The sequence below is a fragment of the Streptomyces sp. NBC_00414 genome (assembly GCF_036038375.1).
In the GTDB taxonomy this organism is placed as follows: Bacteria; Actinomycetota; Actinomycetes; order Streptomycetales; family Streptomycetaceae; genus Streptomyces.
This window is the reverse complement of sequence record NZ_CP107935.1, coordinates 6,912,279-6,929,917: the sequence shown is the minus strand read 5'-3', so window position 1 is coordinate 6,929,917 and position 17,639 is coordinate 6,912,279. Positions and strand designations below refer to the sequence as shown.

Here is a 17,639-nt window from a genome sequence, read left to right as displayed (position 1 = left end):
GGTGCGGGGCGTCCGGAGCACGGACTGCGGGCGGGCCTCACCGGCCTGCTCCCGTGGCCCGGACGAAAGCCTCGAAGAGTGCCTGTTGGGCGGGGTCGTGCCGGGCGGTGTGCTCGGGGTGCCACTGCACACCGGCGAACCACGCACGCCGGTGCGGGAGTTCCAGCGCCTCGCGGGTGCCGTCGTCGGCCCGCGCGGTGACCTTGAGCCCCGCTCCCACCCGGTCCACGTGGCTGTGGTGGAAGCAGGACGCCGTCACCACCTGGGCGCCCATGCTCAGTTCGAGCAGGGTGGCGGGCTGCACGGCCACCTGGTGCACGAGGTTGTGGTGTTTGCGCCGCCAGCCCGTCAACTGCTCCTGCAACGTGCCGCCGAGGGCCACGTTGACCGCCTGGAGACCCCGGCAGATCGCCAGCAGCGGCAGTTCGGTACGCAGCACGTGGTGCGCCACCGCCAGGTCGAAGCCGTCCTGTTCGGCGTCGGCGTCGTACGTGCTGCCGTGGGTCGGCGTGTTCCCGTAGCGGCCGGGCGGCAGTTCGTCGCCGCCGGGCAGCAGGACGCCGTCGAAGCGGGTCAGCCGCTCCGCGACGAGCGCGGGGTCGGAGCTGCCGTCGGGAGCGTGGGGGTGCAGGGCGACGGGTTCGCCGCCCGCCCGCCAGACGGCTTCGACCAGGGCGCGGGCGACGATTTCGGCGGAGTGCCGCAGGGCCGAGGTCGAGACGGAGAAGCGTGCGGGAATGGCGATGAGGGGGCGTGCGGGACAGGGACGGGTCACGGGTATTCCTCTGGGGGCATTCGGTGTACGGCGGTTCAGGTCACGGCGGATCCTTTTCGGGGGTCTCCGGGGTCAGGGAGGTCGTGGAGGTCCGGGAGGCCGCTGTGGCAGCGGCGGTCCCCGGGGCCTCGGAGGTCACGGCAGCCGGGGGCACGGGCTTCGGACCTGCCGGTCGGGTCAGATGTGCGGCGGCACCCAGGAGCCAGACGACGGGGATCGTCAGCGCCAGCCAGGTGGCGGTGGTCCGGTCGCCGCCGATGAGAGTGGTCAGGTTGGCCAGCACCAGCCAGATGGCCCCGGCGATGCCCAGGGCGCCCAGGGCGGGCGCGACGGCGGTGTTCCAGAGCCGCCTGTCCAGGCGGCTCCGGCGGAAGAAGACGACCACGGACACGGACGTCAGGAAGTACAGCAGCATGATCGCCAGGACCGCGACGCCGCTGAACCAGGAGAAGAGCGTCACGACCGGGTCCCGGCCGGCCAGCGCGAAGGGCACGACCAGCAGCACCGCGATCGCCGTCTGGACGACCCCGGCCGCCCTGGGGGCGCCGCGCCGGTTCAGGGCGCACAGGGCGTGCGGCAGGCGCCGCTCGCGGCCCAGGGAGAACAGGTAGCGGTTGGCGGAGTTGTGGAAGGCCAGGATGCCCGCGAAGAGCGAGGTGGCGAGCAGGACGGGCAGCAGGTCACCGGTCCAGGCGCCGAACCGGTCGGCGATCGGCTGGAAGACGAACGCCGACGAATCCCCGTCCTGGAGGGCCCGGCCGGCGTCTTCGGTGGCGTGCGAGGCCCCGTGGGCGGAGATCACCATCCAGGACGTGAGAGCGAAGAACGCGGTGATCAGCGTGATGGAGAGATAGGTGGCCCGGGGCACGGTCCGCGCCGGTGCACGGGCCTCCTCGCCGTAGACGGCGGTGGCCTCGAAGCCGAACATGGACGCCACGGCGAACATCACGGCCACCCCGGGAGCGCCGTCGAGCGCGCTGTGCGGGGCGAAACCCGCCGCGACGCCGAGCCCTTCGGGGCCCCCGCCGCGCACCAGCGTGACCAGCGCGAACGCCAGCAGGATGCCGGTCTCGGCGATCACGAAGACGGCCAGCACCCGGGCGCCCGTGTCGATGCCCGCCACCCCGAGGAGCTGCACCAGCGCCATGGTGAGCAGCGCCCACACCCACCACGCCAGGTCGATGCCCGTGTGCACGTCCATCAGCTGCGCGACCGTCGCTCCGTAGAGGCCGTACATCGCGGCCTGGATGGTGCAGTACGCGAAGAGGGCGACGGCGGCGGAGCCCGTGCCGGCGGTCCGGCCGAGGCCCTTGCCGATGTACGTGTAGAACGCGCCGGGGTCGACGACGTGCCGGCTCATCGCGACGAAGCCCACGGAGAACAGCAGGACGACCGCGCCCGCGGCGACGTACGCGGCGGGGACGCCGGATCCGTTGCCGAGCGCGACGGACAGCGGTACGGCGCCGGCGATCCCGGTCAGCGGGGCCTGCGCGGACAGGACGAGAAAGAGGATGCCGACGACTCCCAGGGCGTCGGGCTTCAGCCGGTCGGTGGCGGGGCGGTGGGGTGCGTTGGCGGGCATCCCGACTCCTCGGTGGTCGGTGGGCGGCCGGGCGCCGCGGCTCTCCCGGAACCGGTGGGCCGCGCACCGGGGTGGCGGCACGCGGACACCGGCCCGCCGGCCCGGCGCCGGCCGGGGTGCCCGTCGGCCACGGAGGTGACCCGACCGGTGGGAAGGTGCGGCGCCCCACCGGCCCGGCAGCGGAGTCTCATGGGCCGCAGTCGCCCGCGGCGGGGCCGCGCCCGGTCACCGGGGCGCCGGTCACAGTGACATGCCCGGCCACCACACGCGCGGTCCGCGGTCGTGGCAGATGGTCCTGTCGGCAACGGCCTTCATGGAACGGTCCTCCCGAGGTACGAAGCCTCAGTGCGAGGAGGGGCGGGCGGGGCGTCCTGGTTCGCGCCGTAATTCGTTTGGCACCAAACAACATAAGCGCACGTCCTGGCCCGGTCAATCCCCACCCCCGGGGGCCGAGTTGGGCCGCCGCCCTTGCGGGAGGACGACCGGCGTCCTTACGGTCGTCATACCGTTTGACATCAAACAAGCGGTGGGCGGCAGCAGTGCCCGGGCCGCGTCAGGGCCCCGTTCCCATCTGCCCGAGGAGGCAGCGGTGAGCGCACACGACCCCTCCGAGATCCAGACCCAGTCGCAGCCCCGAGAGCACGCCGCACGGCTCGCCGAGGCGGGCATCGACGTGGTCCGGGTGGTCTACCCCGACCTGCTCGGCACCGACCGGGCCCGTGACGTGCTGCTCGACCATCTGCCCACGGCCTGCGCACACGGGCTCGCCTTCTGCCGGGCCGTCTACCACACCACCCCGAGGGGCGACGTGGTGCCGGTGACCGGCGGCCTGGACGCGGGGCTGCCCGACATGCTGGTCCGGCCCGACCTCAGCACGCTGGCCCCGCTGCCCTGGGAGCCGGGGGTCGCCTCCTGCCTGGGCGACGTCACCGACGCCCGCACCGGAGCACCCACCCCCGAGTCCCCCCGCGACCTGCTGCGCACCGTGCTCGCCCGGTGCGCGGAGCACGGGCTGAACCCGGTGGCCGGGCCCGAACTGGAGTACTTCCTCTGCGAGTCCGACCCGGGCGCGCCCGGCGGCAAGCGCCGCTACAGCACGGCCGCCGGCACCGTGTACACGGCGGGTCTGCGCGCCGACCCGGCCAACCACCTGTTACGCACCCTGCGTTCGCTGCGCGACCTGGGTATCGGAGTGACGGCCGGCAACCACGAGTTCGACGGTTCGCAGTTCGAGATCAACCTGAGTCACTCGGAGGCCCTGGACGCCGCCGACCGGGCCTTCCGCCTCAAGTCGGCCGTCAAGGAACTCGCCCGCGCGGAGGGGCGGATCGCCACCTTCATGGCCAAGCCCTTCAACGACACCGGCGGCTCCGGCTTCCATGTCCACCTGTCGTGCGTCGACGGCGACGGCGCCAACACCTTCGACGACCCCGAGGGCCCGTACGGCCTCTCCGTCACCGCTCTGCACGGCGTGGCCGGTCTGCTCGCGCACGCCCCGGCGCTCGCCGCGCTGCTGAATCCCACGGTCAACTCGTACAAGCGCTTCGGCCCCGACACGCTCGCCCCGTGGCTGATCGACTGGGGCCTCGACAACCGCAGCGCCATGGTCCGCGTACCGCCGGAGCGCGGCGACGGCGCGCGGCTCGAACTGCGGCTCGGTGACGCCGCCGCCAACCCGTATCTGCTGGTCGCCGCCGCCAGCGCGGCCGTCCTGCTCGGTGTCAAGGACGCCGAGGAGCCCGCCGCCCCGCTCAAGGGGTACGGCTACGACACCGCCGCGGCGCCCCTGCTGCCCGCGAGCCTGCCCGCCGCGCTCGACGCCCTGGAGGCGGACACCGACCTCACCGATCTCCTCGGCAAGGAGTTCGTCTCCGCGTACGTGACCTACAAGCGCGACGAAGTCGGCCGCTTCCAGCAGCACGTCACCGACTGGGAGCTGGCCGAGTACGCCGACCACCTGTGATTCCCCCGAGCCCGACCTCATGCCCGACCCCAAGGAGACCTTGATGGCCGCACCCGTCCCGGTCGAACCCCTGCCCCTCGACGAGGTCGACCTCACCGACCTCGACCGCTTCACCGACGACCTGCGGCCCTGGCGCATGTTCCACACGCTGCGGCACCAGGACCCGGTCCACTGGCAGCCCGAGGCCGCGCCCAACTCGGGCTTCTGGGCGCTGACCCGGCACCGGGACATCGTCGCCGTCGACCGGGACGCGGACACCTTCACCTCGACGAAGTTCGTCAACCTCGAAGAGCTCGACGACGACCAGATCGCCAAGCGCGCCTCGATCCTGGAACTGGACGGCACCCGGCACCGCGCCCTGCGCGGGCTGCTGCAACGGCAGTTCGGGCACACCGTCATCAGCCGGTACACCGACTTCCTGCGCGGCCTGACCGCCCGCACCCTGGACGCGGCGCTGCCGCTGGGCACGTTCGACTTCGTCACCCACGTCGCCGCCGACTTCCCGATCAACGTCCTGGCCCGCCTCCTGGACGTGCCGCCCGAGGACAACCGGCGGCTCATCGACTGGGGCAACCGCATCATCGGCAACACCGACCCGGACTACGCGGACGTCCTGCTCGGCAGCCCGGAGAGCGAGCGCTACCGCGATCTGCCGTTCCGCTCCCCCGCCGCCACCGAGGTCTTCGCGTACGGACGTGAACTGGCGCGGCAGCGGCAGGGCAAGCCCGGCGACGACCTGGTCTCGCGGCTCGTGAACGAGACACCGCGCGACGGTGTGCCGCTCACCGGGCAGGACTTCGACAACTACTTCCTGCTGCTGGTCGTCGCGGGCAACGAGACGACCCGGCACGCCATCAGCCACACCATGCTGGCCCTCACCCAGCACCCCGACCAGCTGGACCTGCTCCGCCGGGACCCCTCTCTGATCCCCGTCGCCGTCGAGGAGTTCCTGCGCTGGGCCTCCCCCGTCTACCACTTCCGGCGTACGGCGACCCGCGACACCGAGCTGGGCGGCACCCGCGTCAAGGAGGGCGACAAGGTCGTCATGTGGTACGCCTCGGGCAACCGTGACGAGACCGTCTTCCCCGACCCCTACGCCTTCGACGTGACCCGCACCCCCAACGACCATGTCACCTTCGGGAAGACGAGCCCGCACCTGTGTCTGGGCAACCTGCTCGCCCGTACCGAGATCCGGGTCATGTTCGAGGAACTGATCCCGCGCCTCGCGGACATCCGGCTCAGCGGTCCGGTCCGCCGGGTCCGCTCCAACTTCGTCAACGGCATCAAGGAACTGCCCGTGACGGTCACGCTCACCTGACCGCCGCGGGCCGACAGGCCCGCCTACCGGCCCGTAGGATTCGGTGCCGTGGGACCGTGCGTCTGCAGCGACCGCGGTCCGGTGACGATGCGAGGGAGCGCCCGTGCCAAGCCAGCGGTCCATCAGCGCGGCGGAGAGACTCGCGGAGGAGAAACTCGGCGGCATTCCCGTGCGGCGAGATCAGATGGCCGCGGTGGCCAACATCTACCGGGCCGCGTCCGCCGTGCGCCAGCACCTGGAGAACTCCGTGCTGCGGCGCTCGGACCTGACCTGGACCGGCTTCGTCGTGCTGTGGGTGGTGTGGGTCTGGGGCGAGTCCGAGACCCGGCGCGTCGCCGAGGAGGCCGGTATCTCGAAGGGCACCCTGACCGGTGTGGCGCGCACCCTGGAGTCACGCGGTCTGCTGCGCCGCACCGGCCATCCCACCGACGGGCGGCTCGTCCTGCTCGCGCTCACCGAGGCCGGCGAGAGCTTCATGCACGAGGTGTTCCCGGCGTTCAACGAGGAGGAGGCCTTCGTCACCTCGCGGCTGAGCGACGCCGAGTGCCGCACGCTCGCCGACGGGCTGCGGAGCGTGGTGCTCCAGGTCGAGGAGCACGGCGAGGACCGGCGCCGGGAGCTGCTGAACGGCGAGGCGGCCACGCCCCGCCGCAGCGGTCGCCGCGCCCGCGACTGACCCGCCCCGCGCCCCCGTACCCCCTCTCAGGCGGTGCGGCGGGCCGCTCGCACGAGGGCGTCGAAGAGGCGTTGCTGGGCCGGGTCCGTGTGCGCGGTGTCCTCCGGATGCCATTGCACGGCCACGAACCGGTCGTCGCCGTCCGCGAGTTCGACCGCCTCGACGGTGCCGTCGGCGGCGTGCGCGGTGGCCTTGAGGCCCTTTCCCAGCCGGTCCACGTGCTGATGGTGGTAGCAGGACGCCTCCGCCTTGTCGGTGCCGGTGATGCGGGCCACGGCCGACCAGGGGGTGAGGTAGACGGGCTGCCGCACATGGCGGTGGGTGTGCCCGGAACCGTCGGTGTCCTGGTGCAGGGTGCCACCTAGGGCCGTGTTGACCACCTGGAGGCCGCGGCAGACCGCCAGCAGCGGAAGCCGGTGCGCGAGGGCCTGCCGGGCGAGCTCCAGGTCGAAGCCGTCCTGTTCGTCGTCCACGTCGTACACGGCCCGGTGTGCCCGCACCGCCCCGTAGCGGTACGGGGCGACGTCGCCGCCGCCGGGCAGCAGGAGGCCGTCGAAGCGGGCGAGCCGGTCGAGCACCTCGGCGGCGTCGGCCGTGCCGCCGGGCGCGTGCGGATGGATGCCGCACGGCTCGCCGCCGGCCCGCCGGACCGCCTCGATCAGCGCGCGGGCGTTGACCTCCGCCGCCCGGTCCAGGGCCGAGGAGGTCGCGGAGAAGCGGGCGGGGATCGCTATCAGCGGGCGAAGGGTCACAACTGGATCCAGGTGGTCTTCAGTTCGGTGTACTTCTCCAGAGCGTGTACGGACTTGTCGCGCCCGTTGCCGGACCGCTTCACGCCGCCGAAGGGCACGGTCAGGTCGCCCTCCTCGTAGCAGTTGACCCACACCGTGCCGGCCTTGAGAGCGCGGGAGACCCGGTGGGCGGTGGACAGGTCGGACGTCCACAGCCCGGCCGCCAGCCCGTACTCGGTGGCGTTGGCGAGAGCGACCGCCTCGTCGGTGTCCTCGAAGGTGAGGACGGACAGGACCGGTCCGAAGATCTCCTCGCGCGCCGGCGGGCTGTCCGGCGCGACCCGGTCGAAGACGGTCGGTTCGAGATAGCTGCCCCCCGTCCCGGTCAGGGTGCGCGCACCGCCGGTACGCAGCCGGGCCCCGCTGTCGGCCGCCGCCCGCACATGACCCAGTACGCGGTCGAGGTGGCCCTCACCGGCGAGGGCGCCCATCCCGGTGGCCGGGTCGAGGGGGTCGCCCACCCGCAGGGCGCGGGCGTGCGCCACGACGGCGTCGGTGACCTGCTCGGCGACGGAGGCGTGGACCAGCAGCCGGGAGGGCGCCGTGCACATCTCGCCCTGGTTGAAGAAGATGCCCCAGGCGGCGGTGGCCGCGGCCTTCGCCAGGTCGGGGGCGTCGGGCAGGACGATGTTGGGCGACTTGCCGCCCAGTTCGAGCCAGACGCGCTTGAGGTTGGAGTCCGCCGAGTGGTGCAGGAAGTGGCGGCCGACGGCCGTGGACCCGGTGAAGGCCAGGACGTCGACGTCGGGGTGCAGGCCGAGGGCCCGGCCGGCCACCGGACCTTCGCCGTTGACGACGTTGAGGACGCCAGGCGGCAGCCCGGCCGACAGGGCGACGCGTCCCAGCAGGGCGGCCGACAGCGGTGAGTGTTCGGAGGGTTTGAGGACGACCGTGCATCCGGCTGCCAGCGCGGGGGCGATCTTCCAGCCGGCCAGGGTCAGCGGGAAGTTCCAGGGGACGACCGCGCCGACGACACCGGCGGGCTCGCGGGTGACGAGCGCGAGGGTGTCCGGTGCGGTGTGCGGGACCTCGTCGGTGAGCTTCCCGGTGAGCTGGCCGTACCAGCGGAACGTCTCGGTGACGGCCCGGAGTTCGATGTCGTGGGCCTCGGTGACGGGCTTGCCCATCTCCAGGCTGACGGTGAGGGCCAGCTCCGCCCGGCGCTCCTCCAGGAGGCCGGCGAGGCGGATCAGGATCCGGCCGCGTTCGGCGGGGGCCAGCCGTGGCCAGGGGCCGTGGTCGAAGGCGCGGCGCGCGGCGGCGACGGCCGCGTCGATCTCGGCCGCTCCTCCGTCGGCGACCTCGGCCAGCACCTGGCCGTCGCGGGGTGAGACCGCCGCGAAGGTGCCGCCGCCACCGGGTTCGTCGACACCGTCGATCAGATGCGCGCCGACCGGTTCGAGCGCCTTGGCACGGCGGACCCATTCCTCATGGGTGACCTGGGTGACGGCAGGGGCGGCGACGGTCATACGGTCCTCCGGGGCACCTCGGTGGAGCGGATCGGAGCGGGCGGGGCAGGGACTGGGCGGGTCACCCTGTGCGCGGGCGTGTTCGGTCGGCGATCGGGTCGGCTGCCGGGCGGCGATCGGGTCAGCGTTTCGGTGGCCTGATGCCGCGGAACTCCCAGTCGCCGCCGAGCGCGGTGGACAGCACTTCCTCGGACTCGGTCGGCTGCGCGCCGAGGTCCGCGGGGACGGCGGTGGGGCCGGAGACGATGTGGTTGGTGAGCCGCCCGAGGCCCTCGGCCTCGACCTCGACCACGTCACCGGGTTCGACGGGCCGGGAGTTGGCCGGGGTGCCGGACAGCAGCACGTCTCCGGCGTACAGGGTGATGGTGCGGGCGATGTCGGCGACGAGGTAGTGCATGTCCCACGTCATCTCGTCGGTGGAACCGTCCTGGACGACCGTGCCGTTGACGTAGGTCCGCAGCCGTTTGCCGTGGAAGTCCCAGTCGGTGACCAGACCGGGCCCGAGCGGGCAGAGGGTGTCGGAGCCCTTCACACGGAGCATGGAGCCCGCGTCGGTGTCGCGGAAGTCGTGCAGGCCGTAGTCGTTGGCGACGGTGTAGCCGGCGATGTACCGGCCCGCCTCGGCCCGGGAGATGTTGCGCGCGGTCCTGCCGATGACGATGGCGACCTCGCCCTCGTAGTTGAGCCACTTGCAGCCCTCGGGCCGGACGACCGCGCCCATGTGGGAGTTCAGGGCCGAGGTCGGCTTGTGGAAGTAGGTGGGGGCGGCCGGCAGCGCGACCCCGAACTCGTCGACCCGGCTGCGGTGGTTGAGGTGGACCGCGATCACCTTGGACGGGACGACCGGCGGCAGGTGCGTCGCGTCCCCGGCCTTGACGCGGCGCCCGTCCCCGGCGACCAGCTCGTCGCCCTCACGGACGGTCTTCACGGCGGCGCCGTCGAGCAGGACACGGCGGTACTCGGGCATGGCGGGACCTCTCTGGTCTGGTCGCGATGGTGCTCGGGCGTGGCGGGAGTCTCTCCGGGGGCCGGGCCGTGTCCGGCTAGACGCGGCTGTGGGGTGTGCGGGCGGTGGTCGGCGGGGGCGGCGGGCCCGCGCCCGTCCAGCCGTCCGCCGGGCGGTCGAACCAGAGGTGCGCCTGGCCGGTGCCGATGGAGTTCTCGTACTCGCCGTACTGACGGGCCGTCGCGGTGCACGCCCGCTCGCCGAGCGCGCCGGCCAGCATCAGGTAGTGGAAGAACTTCGCCTCGGGCCGGTACGGCCAGAAGTCGTCCATGTGGTCGAGGACATGGTCGTGCCGGCCCTCCTTGAACCAGGCGATGCGCTCCTGATCGGCGGCCCGCGCCCCGGGGGTGAAGAGGTGGACCGGGTCTGCCGCCTCGTGGGCGCGCAGTTCGCGCAGCGGCCAGAAGGTGTGCGACAGGGCCCCGGACGCGATCACGAGCACCCGGCGGCCGGGGGTGGCGGCGATGCCGTCGGCAAGCGCACGGCCGAGGCGCAGATGGTCCTCCATGTCGCCGGTCTGGCAGACGCCGACGGAGACCCACCGCTTGTCCGGCAGCCCTTCGCCGAGGAACTTCCAGAGGTTGGTCGTGGCGTAGTAGATCGGCAGGTACGCGTCGTCGATCGCGGTGATCCAGGTGCCGTGGCGGTCGGCGAACGAGGCGACGCGGTGGGCGAGTTCGGGGTCGCCGGGAAAGTCGTAGGGCATCCGGCACATACCGCGCGGCAGTTCCTCGGAGGTGTAGAGACCCGCGCGCCGCTCCTGGGCGGTGACGACGAACTCGACGGTGGTCGCCCAGTGGGAGTCGAGGACGACGACGGTGTCGTAGTCCTCGGACTCGAAGACGTCGTCACGGAGCCGCCGCAGGCCGGTGACCAGGGTGCTCTCCTTGCCCTCGTTGAGTTCCAGCCGGTCGGCCTCGGGCAGCACGATGGTGGGGACATGGGCGAGCAGTCCCGCCCCGACGATCTCACCCATGGTCCGCCCGTCCGTTCTCACCCATGATCCGTCCGTCCGTCCATCCGTTCGGTGCGGTGACCGTGGTCTTCAGGTCGCAGTAGAAGTCGAAGCTCCAGTCGCCGCCCTCGCGGCCGACGCCCGAGAGGCGGGAGCCGCCGAAGGGTGCCCGGAGATCCCGGACGTAGAAGCAGTTGACCCAGACGGTGCCCGCCACGAGCCGTGCGGTGACACGCCGCGCACGCTCCTGGTCGCCGGTGGCGACGGTGGCCGCGAGACCGAAGCGGGTGTCGTCGGCCAGGCGTACGGCCTCGTCCTCGGTGGTGAAGGTCTGCAGGGTCAGCACGGGCCCGAAGACCTCCTCCTGGACGATCTCGGAGTCCTGGGCGACATCGGTGAGGAGGGTGGGCGCGTAGTACAGGCCGTCCTGCCACCGGTCGCCGGGACCCTCGCTCCGGTGACCGCCGAGGACCACCCGAGCCCCCGCCGCCAGCGCCCGCCGCACGAATCCGTCGACCTTCTCCAGTTGGCGGGGATGGATGAGCGGGCCGATGTCGGTGGCCTCGTCCCTGGGGTCGCCCTGCCGGAGCCGGGCCGCCCGTTCGGTGAAGCGGCGGGTGAACTCCTCGGCCACCGACTCCTCGACCAGGAGGCGGGTGGCCGCGAGGCAGATCTGTCCGGCGTTGTCGTACTGCTCCACCGCGAGGTCGACGGCCTGGTCCAGGTCGGCGTCGGCGAACACCAACAGCGGTGACTTGCCGCCGAGTTCGAGACTGAGCGGGGTGAGGTGGGCGGCGGCGGCCGTGGCGATGCGCCGCGCCGTCGGTACGGAACCGGTGAAGCTGACGCGGCGCACGTCCGGGTGCGCGACGAGAGCTTCGCCGACCTCGGGACCGTAACCCTGCACGACGTTGAGGACCCCGGGCGGCAGTCCGGCCGCGGTGGCGATGTCGGCGAGCAGGGAGGCGGTCAGCGGGGACCACTCGGAGGGCTTGAGGATCACCGTGTTGCCCGCGGCGAGGGCCGGGGCGGCCTTCCAGGTGGCCAGCAGCAGCGGGGCGTTCCACGGGGTGATCAGTACGCACGGTCCCGCCGGGTCCCAGCTGACGTGCTGGCTGTGACCGCGGGTCTCGAAGTCCTCGTGCGCCAGCTTGAGCAGCCGGTCGGCGAAGAAGCGGAAGTTGTGCGCGACGCGCGGCATCACACCGCGGCGGTGGGAACGCAGGAGGGCGCCGTTGTCGCGTGTCTCGACGGCGGCGAGTTCCTCAAGTCGTTTCTCCACACCGTCGGCGACGGCCCCGAGGAGTCGGGCGCGTTCGGCGGGCGGGGTGGCGGCCCAGATCGGGAAGGCGCTGGTGGCGGCGGCGACGGCCGCGGCGGCCTCCGTCGCGGTGCCGCGGGCGATCTCGCCGAGAGGCCGGCCGTCGATGGGTGAGACGTCGGTGAAGGTCTCGGCGGAGGCGACCCGTTCGCCACCGATGAAGTGCCGGGTGTCGACGGCGACTTGGGCGACGCTGGTGACGGCGGCGGTGGGGTGTTCACTCATGTCATGGGGCTCCCTCATGTCATGGGGCTCCGGGTGTCGGTGCGCTGTCGGCTCCGGGTCGGTGCGCGGTGGGCTACGGGTCGGTGCGCCGAGGGCTCACGCCCAGGGGTTCATTCGGCGCCGGACGTGCCCGACTCCAGCAGTCGGCCCCCGTCCCAGACCACGCCGACCTGCCGGTAGTACGCGGCGATCGGCTCCCGGATCTCCAGCCGGGCCAGTTCCTCGGTGGGCGCCTCGAACAACTCCAACTCCGCTTCTCCCGTCCAGGGTTGACCGCCCTCGAAGGAGGCGGCCCCGGACTCGATCAGCTCGTCGAGCGCCAGCCCCTTGCCCTTCTCGACGGAGGGCAGCCAGCGGTGGTGGGCCATGGGGTGGGCGTTGACGAACCCGTTGGTCTCGGACGGCTCGCGCAGGGTGACGACGACCTGGGCCAGGCGCCGGTCGGCGGCGGCGAGGGTGGCTCCGAAACGGGCGCCGGGCTCGATGCGCGGGGCGGGCCCGTAGGGGTGCGGGCGGGTCTGGTGGACGGAGCCGAGCTTCTTCGGGTAACCCTGGTGCAGCCCACGGGCGACGGCGAAGTCCTTGTCGACCCAGATGAACACGCAGCGGGTGTACGTCCGTCCCCGGTACCTGCAGCGGACCACCGCGAACGCCTCCCCGTACTGGGCCAGCACCGGGTCGAGCAGTTCCCGGCCCGAGGCGGCGCAGGACTGCCAGTCGGCCCAGATCAGCGCGACGGCGCCGGGGTCCTCGTCGGCGAGTTCCAGCGGCTCGGGCAGCAACTCGCGTACGCGGTCGGGGTCGGTGCGGTATTCGACGGTGAGCAGGTCGCCGGAGTAACGCCACGGCGGCGCGGGGACGAGCGACGCGGCACCCGTCGCCGTCTTCGGATGGAAGTATCCACGCAGACTCGTCACTGCTGTTCCCCAGCTGGTCCGGCGGCACGGGCGGGCTGTGCGAGCAGTTCGGCGCGGTGGCGGGCGGTGGCGGCCGACGTGGACCGGCCGCCGATGGAGACGACTCCGACGAGCGTGCCGCCCCGGTGGAAGCCGGCCAGGAAGTCGCCGTCGGGGTCGCCGTCCAGGACGCGCACGTCGTCCTTGCCCAGGACCGGGGCGCCGAACGACTGCAGACGGAAGTCGTGCTGGTCGCTCCAGAAGGTCGGCAGAGGTGCGAACGGCGCGAACGCGATGTCCGTACCGGTTCCGGATCCGGTCCCGGTCCCGGATCCGGTCCCGATGCCGGATCCGGTGCCGGTGAGGTGGGCGGCGAGCACCCTGGCCGCGTGCTTGGCGGTGTCCGTGGGGATGGACCAGTGCTCCACGCGGCGCGCGACCTCGTCGTAACGGGCGTTGGGAAAGCGGGCGATGTCACCGACGGCGACCACGTCCGGGCGTCCGCCGACCCGCAGGTGCTCGTCCGTCAGTACGCCGTCGGTGAGGTCGAGGCCGTTGCCGTCGAGCCACTCGGTGTTGGCGACGGAGCCCACCGACTCCACCACGACGTCGGCTTCGATGACCGTGCCGTCGGCGAGGACCACCCCGGTGACCCGGTCGTCGCCCTCGAACCCGGTCACCTGCGTGCCGAGGGCGAACCGGACGCCCCGCCGTTCGTGCCGGTCGAGCAGCACCTTCGCGAGCAGCTCGCCGAGCGGTCCGACCATGGGCAGCGGCAGCGGGTCGACGGCCGTGACCTCGGCGGCTCCGAGGGCCAGGGCGGTCGCGGCCACCTCGCAGCCGATGAATCCGGCGCCGATGACGACCACGCGCCCGCCCGGCCGGTTCAGCGCCGCGCGCAGCCCCCGGGCGTCGGCCAGCGTACGGACGGTGTGCCGTCCGTGGACCGGCCCCGGCCAGGGCAGCCGCCGGGAACGCATCCCGGTGGCCACCACCAGCCCCCCGTACGACAACGTTTCACCGTTGCCGAGTTCGACGGTCCGCCGGTCGAGATCGGCCCCTACCACCCGGGTGCCCAGCCGCCACCGCACGTCCGAGACGCTGGCCCGCGGCCGGAGGGCGAGCGAGGCGAAGGAGGCGTCGCCCGCCAGTGCCTCCTTGGAGAGCGGCGGCCGGTTGTAGGGCATGTGGGGTTCGTCGCCGACGAGCACGACCGGGCCGCGCCAGCCGGCGGCGCGCAGTTGCTCGGCGGCGCGCAGTCCGGCCATGGAGGCACCGGCCACGACGACGGGGGCGGAGGCGGAGGCGGACGTGACGGCGGGTTCGCTCACGTCTCAGTCCCCGATCCGGATGGCCTGGAGCGGACAGACGTCGGCGGCCTCCTCGACCTCCTCGCGCTGTGCGTCGTCGGCGTCGGGGAGGTGGGCCAGGTGTCCGTCGTCGTCGAAGCGGAAGACGTCCGGAGCGGCGAAGACGCACTGGCCGTGGTCCTGGCATTTGTTCATGTCGACGACGACCTTCATGGCCGGTCCTCCAGAGGACGAGGCGTCGGAGGGGAGCGGACGGGGACTCGGGCCCTGAGGGCGGGCCCGGCCGATGAGTCCGGTCGGGACCGCCCCCTCCCCCCATTTCATTTGACCCCAAACAAAATAGAAAGCAACGGCATCCGGGTCAAGGGGGTGCGGGGCCGCATCCCGGCGGAGGTCCGGTGAGCGAGGGGGTGCGTGGACGGGTGCGGGTACGCGAGAGCTGGTCGCGCGGTTCCCCGCGCCCCTCAGGGGCGCGGGGAACGGCGCAGTCTTTTGTCTTCAGGGACGCGGGGAACCGCGCGGCAGGACCCGCTCAGCCCCCGGACGTGTCCAGCTCCGCGTCCTCGCTGATGCCGGAGCAGTCATAGGGATCCTTGAGCCACCCGTCCGGCAGAACAACCCTGTTGTTCCCGGACGTCCGCCCCCGCGGCCCATCCGCCCCCACAGGCCAGGCCTGATCAAGATCCAGCTCCGCCAACCCCTCCGCCAGCGCGGCCAGCGAAGACGTGACCGCGAGACGCTTACGCATCTCCGAGCCGACCGAGAACCCCTTCAGATACCAGGCCACATGCTTGCGGAAGTCGATGACTCCGCGCGCCTCGTCCCCGATCCACTCCCCGAGCAGGGTCGCGTGCCGGACCATGACGGCCGCCACCTCACGGAGGGTCGGCTGAGCGTACTCACCGCCCCGCCCCTCGAACGCGGCCACGAGGTCACCGAACAGCCACGGCCGCCCGAGGCACCCCCGCCCCACGACGACCCCGTCGCACCCGGTCTCCCGCACCATCCGCAGCGCGTCGTCCGCCGACCAGATGTCCCCGTTGCCGAGCACGGGAATCTCCGGCACATGCTCCTTCAGCCGGGCGATGGCATCCCAGTCGGCCGTCCCGCCGTAGTGCTGCGCGGCGGTGCGCCCGTGCAGCGCGATCGACGTCACGCCCTCCTCGACCGCGATACGGCCCGCATCGAGGAAGGTGATGTGGTCGTCGTCGATGCCCTTGCGCATCTTCATGGTGACCGGCAGGTCCCCCGCCCCGGCCACCGCCTCGCGCAGGATCGCCCGCAGCAGATGCCGCTTGTACGGAAGGGCCGAGCCGCCGCCCTTGCGGGTCACCTTGGGCACCGGGCAGCCGAAGTTCAGGTCGATGTGGTCGGCGAGGCCCTCTTCCGCGATCATGCGGACGGCCTTGCCGACGGTCGCGGGGTCGACGCCGTACAGCTGGATCGAGCGCGGGGTCTCCGACGCGTCGAAGCGGATCAGCTGCATGGTCTTCTCGTTGCGTTCGACCAGCGCCCGCGTGGTGATCATCTCGCTGACGAACAGCCCCTTGCCCCCGCTGAACTCCCTGCACAGCGTGCGGAACGGCGCGTTCGTGATGCCCGCCATGGGGGCCAGCACGACGGGCGGCTGAACCGTGTAGGGGCCGATCTGCAGAGCGGTGTTCACCGCGGACGTGAGCGTGGGCATGCCCCCATTGTCACGTACGCCGACCCATGACGGTAGTCGTTAGTTAGGCACACTACCGACATGAGCGTAACCTGGTACGCATGCCTGAGCTCAGCCCCCGCCGGCGTCAGCTGGTGCTCGCGATCTGCTGCATGAGTCTGCTGATCGTGAGCCTCGACAACACCGTTCTCAACGTCGCGCTCCCCTCCATGCAGAAGGATCTGCACGCGAGCCTGGCGGGCATGCAGTGGACGATCGACGCGTACACGCTGGTCCTCGCCTCGCTGCTGATGCTCGCGGGCTCGACCGCCGACCGCATCGGCCGCCGCAAGGTCTTCATGGCGGGACTCGTCGTCTTCACCATCGGCTCGGTCCTGTGCTCGCTCGCGCCCAATCTCGAATCGCTCGTGGCCTTCCGCATGATCCAGGCGGTCGGCGGCTCGATGCTCAACCCGGTCGCCATGTCGATCATCACCAACACCTTCACGGACCCCCGCGAGCGCGCCCGTGCGATCGGTGTCTGGGGCGCTGTGGTCGGCATATCCATGGCCGCGGGCCCGCTGGTCGGCGGCCTCCTGGTGGACTCCGTCGGCTGGCGCTCGATCTTCTGGGTCAACCTGCCGGTGGGCCTGGCCGCGCTCCTGCTCACCCTGCGGTACGTGCCCGAGTCCCGCGCCCCGAAGGCCCGCCGCCCCGACCCGGTCGGCCAGCTCCTGGTGATCGCCCTGCTCGGCTCGCTCACGTACGCGATCATCGAGGCGCCCAGTTCCGGCGCCGCCAAGATCGTCGTCTTCGGCGGGATCGCGCTCGCCGCGCTCGTCACCCTCCTCTGGTACGAGCCCCGCCGCGACAAACCCCTCATCGACCTGCGCTTCTTCCGGTCGGCGCCGTTCAGCGGGGCCACGGTGGTGGCGGTCAGCGCGTTCGCGGCGCTGGGCGGGTTCCTCTTCCTGTCCACGCTCTACCTGCAGAACGTCCGGGGCCTGAGCGCCCTCGACGCGGGCCTGTGGATGCTCCCCATGGCGGCGATGACGTTCGTCTGCGCACCGCTGTCCGGACGGCTGGTGGGCAGCCGCGGCCCCCGTCTCTCCCTCCTCGTCGCCGGTACGGCGATGACGGTGAGCGGGGTGCTGTTCGCGGCGTTCGAGGCCGAGACGGCGAACGTGACGCTCGTCATCGGGTACGTGCTCTTCGGACTCGGCTTCGGTTTCGTGAACGCGCCCATCACGAACACGGCGGTCTCCGGGATGCCTCGTGCGCAGGCCGGGGTGGCCGCGGCGGTGGCGTCCACGAGCCGGCAGATCGGGCAGACGCTGGGCGTCGCGGTGATCGGCGCGGTCCTCGCCTCCGGCGTCGGCACGTCGTCCTACCGGGACGCGTTCGTCTCGGCGGCGCGCCCCGCTTGGTGGATCATCGCGGCGTGCGGACTGGCCGTCCTGGTCGTGGGCGCCGTGTCCAGCGGGCGCTGGGCCCGCGGGACGGCACAGCGCACGGCGGACCGCCTGTCCGCACCAGAGGTGAAGGAGTCGGCGGGCGTCGTATGACCGTGCGGCCCGGTAGGGGTTGCCCGCGCAGTTCCCCGCGCCCCAAAAGACAAGAGACTGCGCCGTTCCCCGCGCCCCTGAGGGGGCAAAGGCCGGGGCGCAGCCCCGCCTTTGAGGGGCGCGGGGAACGGCGCGATCAGCC

The 17,639-nt window shown here is 72.3% G+C and carries 15 protein-coding genes; 4 read left to right on the top strand and 11 right to left on the bottom strand.

Translation table 11 applies throughout. The annotated features are described in order from the left end of the window. Positions 1-37 precede the first annotated feature (37 nt). Positions 38-775, bottom strand: coding sequence for a gamma-glutamyl-gamma-aminobutyrate hydrolase family protein (locus OHS59_RS30130; protein WP_328496485.1), 738 nt, complete (start codon positions 773-775; stop codon positions 38-40). Between the two features lie 40 nt (positions 776-815). Continuing rightward, positions 816-2,357 (bottom strand): APC family permease, encoded by a 1,542-nt coding sequence (locus OHS59_RS30125; protein WP_328496484.1) that lies wholly within the window; start codon positions 2,355-2,357, stop codon positions 816-818. A gap of 589 nt (positions 2,358-2,946) precedes the next feature. Between OHS59_RS30125 and OHS59_RS30120 the strand changes: the two genes are divergently transcribed. From OHS59_RS30120 to OHS59_RS30110, 3 genes are all read left to right on the top strand, one after another. Then, on the top strand, positions 2,947-4,320 hold the full coding sequence (locus tag OHS59_RS30120) for a glutamine synthetase family protein (RefSeq protein WP_328496483.1): 1,374 nt from the start codon (positions 2,947-2,949) through the stop codon (positions 4,318-4,320). 43 nt (positions 4,321-4,363) lie between these two features. Further along, entirely contained in the window at positions 4,364-5,638 is a 1,275-nt protein-coding gene (locus tag OHS59_RS30115; protein ID WP_328496482.1) for a cytochrome P450, read from the top strand. 103 nt (positions 5,639-5,741) lie between these two features. Then, positions 5,742-6,314, top strand: a complete 573-nt coding sequence (locus tag OHS59_RS30110; protein WP_328496481.1) for a MarR family winged helix-turn-helix transcriptional regulator — start codon at positions 5,742-5,744, stop codon at positions 6,312-6,314. A gap of 26 nt (positions 6,315-6,340) precedes the next feature. Here OHS59_RS30110 and OHS59_RS30105 read toward each other — a convergent pair whose 3' ends face one another. From OHS59_RS30105 to dusB, 9 genes are all read right to left on the bottom strand, one after another. Then, entirely contained in the window at positions 6,341-7,066 is a 726-nt protein-coding gene (locus OHS59_RS30105) for a gamma-glutamyl-gamma-aminobutyrate hydrolase family protein (RefSeq protein WP_328496480.1), read from the bottom strand. After that, on the bottom strand, positions 7,063-8,574 hold the full coding sequence (locus tag OHS59_RS30100; RefSeq protein ID WP_328496479.1) for an aldehyde dehydrogenase: 1,512 nt from the start codon (positions 8,572-8,574) through the stop codon (positions 7,063-7,065). Before OHS59_RS30100 ends, OHS59_RS30105 begins: the two co-directional genes overlap by 4 nt. A 121-nt stretch (positions 8,575-8,695) precedes the next feature. Next, on the bottom strand, positions 8,696-9,541 hold the full coding sequence (locus OHS59_RS30095; protein WP_328496478.1) for a fumarylacetoacetate hydrolase family protein: 846 nt from the start codon (positions 9,539-9,541) through the stop codon (positions 8,696-8,698). Positions 9,542-9,617: 76 nt separating this feature from the next. Further along, positions 9,618-10,556: a 3,4-dihydroxyphenylacetate 2,3-dioxygenase gene (locus tag OHS59_RS30090; protein WP_328496477.1), complete on the bottom strand. Its 939-nt coding sequence runs from the start codon at positions 10,554-10,556 to the stop codon at positions 9,618-9,620. Continuing rightward, positions 10,549-12,081, bottom strand: a complete 1,533-nt coding sequence (locus OHS59_RS30085; protein WP_328496476.1) for an aldehyde dehydrogenase — start codon at positions 12,079-12,081, stop codon at positions 10,549-10,551. Before OHS59_RS30085 ends, OHS59_RS30090 begins: the two co-directional genes overlap by 8 nt. Positions 12,082-12,191: 110 nt before the next feature. Further along, positions 12,192-12,998, bottom strand: coding sequence for an acetoacetate decarboxylase family protein (locus tag OHS59_RS30080; RefSeq protein WP_328496475.1), 807 nt, complete (start codon positions 12,996-12,998; stop codon positions 12,192-12,194). Then, a complete protein-coding gene (locus tag OHS59_RS30075; RefSeq protein ID WP_443061655.1) occupies positions 12,995-14,245 on the bottom strand; it encodes an NAD(P)/FAD-dependent oxidoreductase in 1,251 nt (416 codons plus the stop codon). Before OHS59_RS30075 ends, OHS59_RS30080 begins: the two co-directional genes overlap by 4 nt. A gap of 66 nt (positions 14,246-14,311) precedes the next feature. Continuing rightward, the gene (locus tag OHS59_RS30070) at positions 14,312-14,500 is read right to left on the bottom strand and encodes a ferredoxin (RefSeq protein ID WP_328496473.1); all 189 of its coding nucleotides are present in this window, start codon (positions 14,498-14,500) and stop codon (positions 14,312-14,314) included. A 319-nt stretch (positions 14,501-14,819) separates the two neighbouring features. Next, positions 14,820-15,974, bottom strand: coding sequence for a tRNA dihydrouridine synthase DusB (gene dusB, locus OHS59_RS30065; RefSeq protein WP_328496472.1), 1,155 nt, complete (start codon positions 15,972-15,974; stop codon positions 14,820-14,822). 80 nt (positions 15,975-16,054) lie between these two features. On the opposite strand from dusB, the gene OHS59_RS30060 reads away from it, so the two are divergent. Further along, a complete protein-coding gene (locus tag OHS59_RS30060; protein WP_328496471.1) occupies positions 16,055-17,497 on the top strand; it encodes an MFS transporter in 1,443 nt (480 codons plus the stop codon). Positions 17,498-17,639: the final 142 nt, after the last annotated feature.

What these genes read in the sequence shown, in the direction of transcription:
- OHS59_RS30075 (WP_443061655.1), bottom strand. Translation starts at nt 14,245, where the DNA reads ATGGCCGGACTGCGCGCCGCCGAGCAACTGCGCGCCGCCGGCTGGCGC.
- OHS59_RS30060 (WP_328496471.1), top strand. Translation starts at nt 16,055, where the DNA reads ATGCCTGAGCTCAGCCCCCGCCGGCGTCAGCTGGTGCTCGCGATCTGC.
- OHS59_RS30090 (WP_328496477.1), bottom strand. Translation starts at nt 10,556, where the DNA reads ATGGGTGAGATCGTCGGGGCGGGACTGCTCGCCCATGTCCCCACCATC.
- OHS59_RS30100 (WP_328496479.1), bottom strand. Translation starts at nt 8,574, where the DNA reads ATGACCGTCGCCGCCCCTGCCGTCACCCAGGTCACCCATGAGGAATGG.
- OHS59_RS30095 (WP_328496478.1), bottom strand. Translation starts at nt 9,541, where the DNA reads ATGCCCGAGTACCGCCGTGTCCTGCTCGACGGCGCCGCCGTGAAGACC.
- OHS59_RS30085 (WP_328496476.1), bottom strand. Translation starts at nt 12,081, where the DNA reads ATGAGTGAACACCCCACCGCCGCCGTCACCAGCGTCGCCCAAGTCGCC.
- OHS59_RS30125 (WP_328496484.1), bottom strand. Translation starts at nt 2,357, where the DNA reads ATGCCCGCCAACGCACCCCACCGCCCCGCCACCGACCGGCTGAAGCCC.
- OHS59_RS30070 (WP_328496473.1), bottom strand. Translation starts at nt 14,500, where the DNA reads ATGAAGGTCGTCGTCGACATGAACAAATGCCAGGACCACGGCCAGTGC.
- dusB (WP_328496472.1), bottom strand. Translation starts at nt 15,974, where the DNA reads ATGCCCACGCTCACGTCCGCGGTGAACACCGCTCTGCAGATCGGCCCC.
- OHS59_RS30115 (WP_328496482.1), top strand. Translation starts at nt 4,364, where the DNA reads ATGGCCGCACCCGTCCCGGTCGAACCCCTGCCCCTCGACGAGGTCGAC.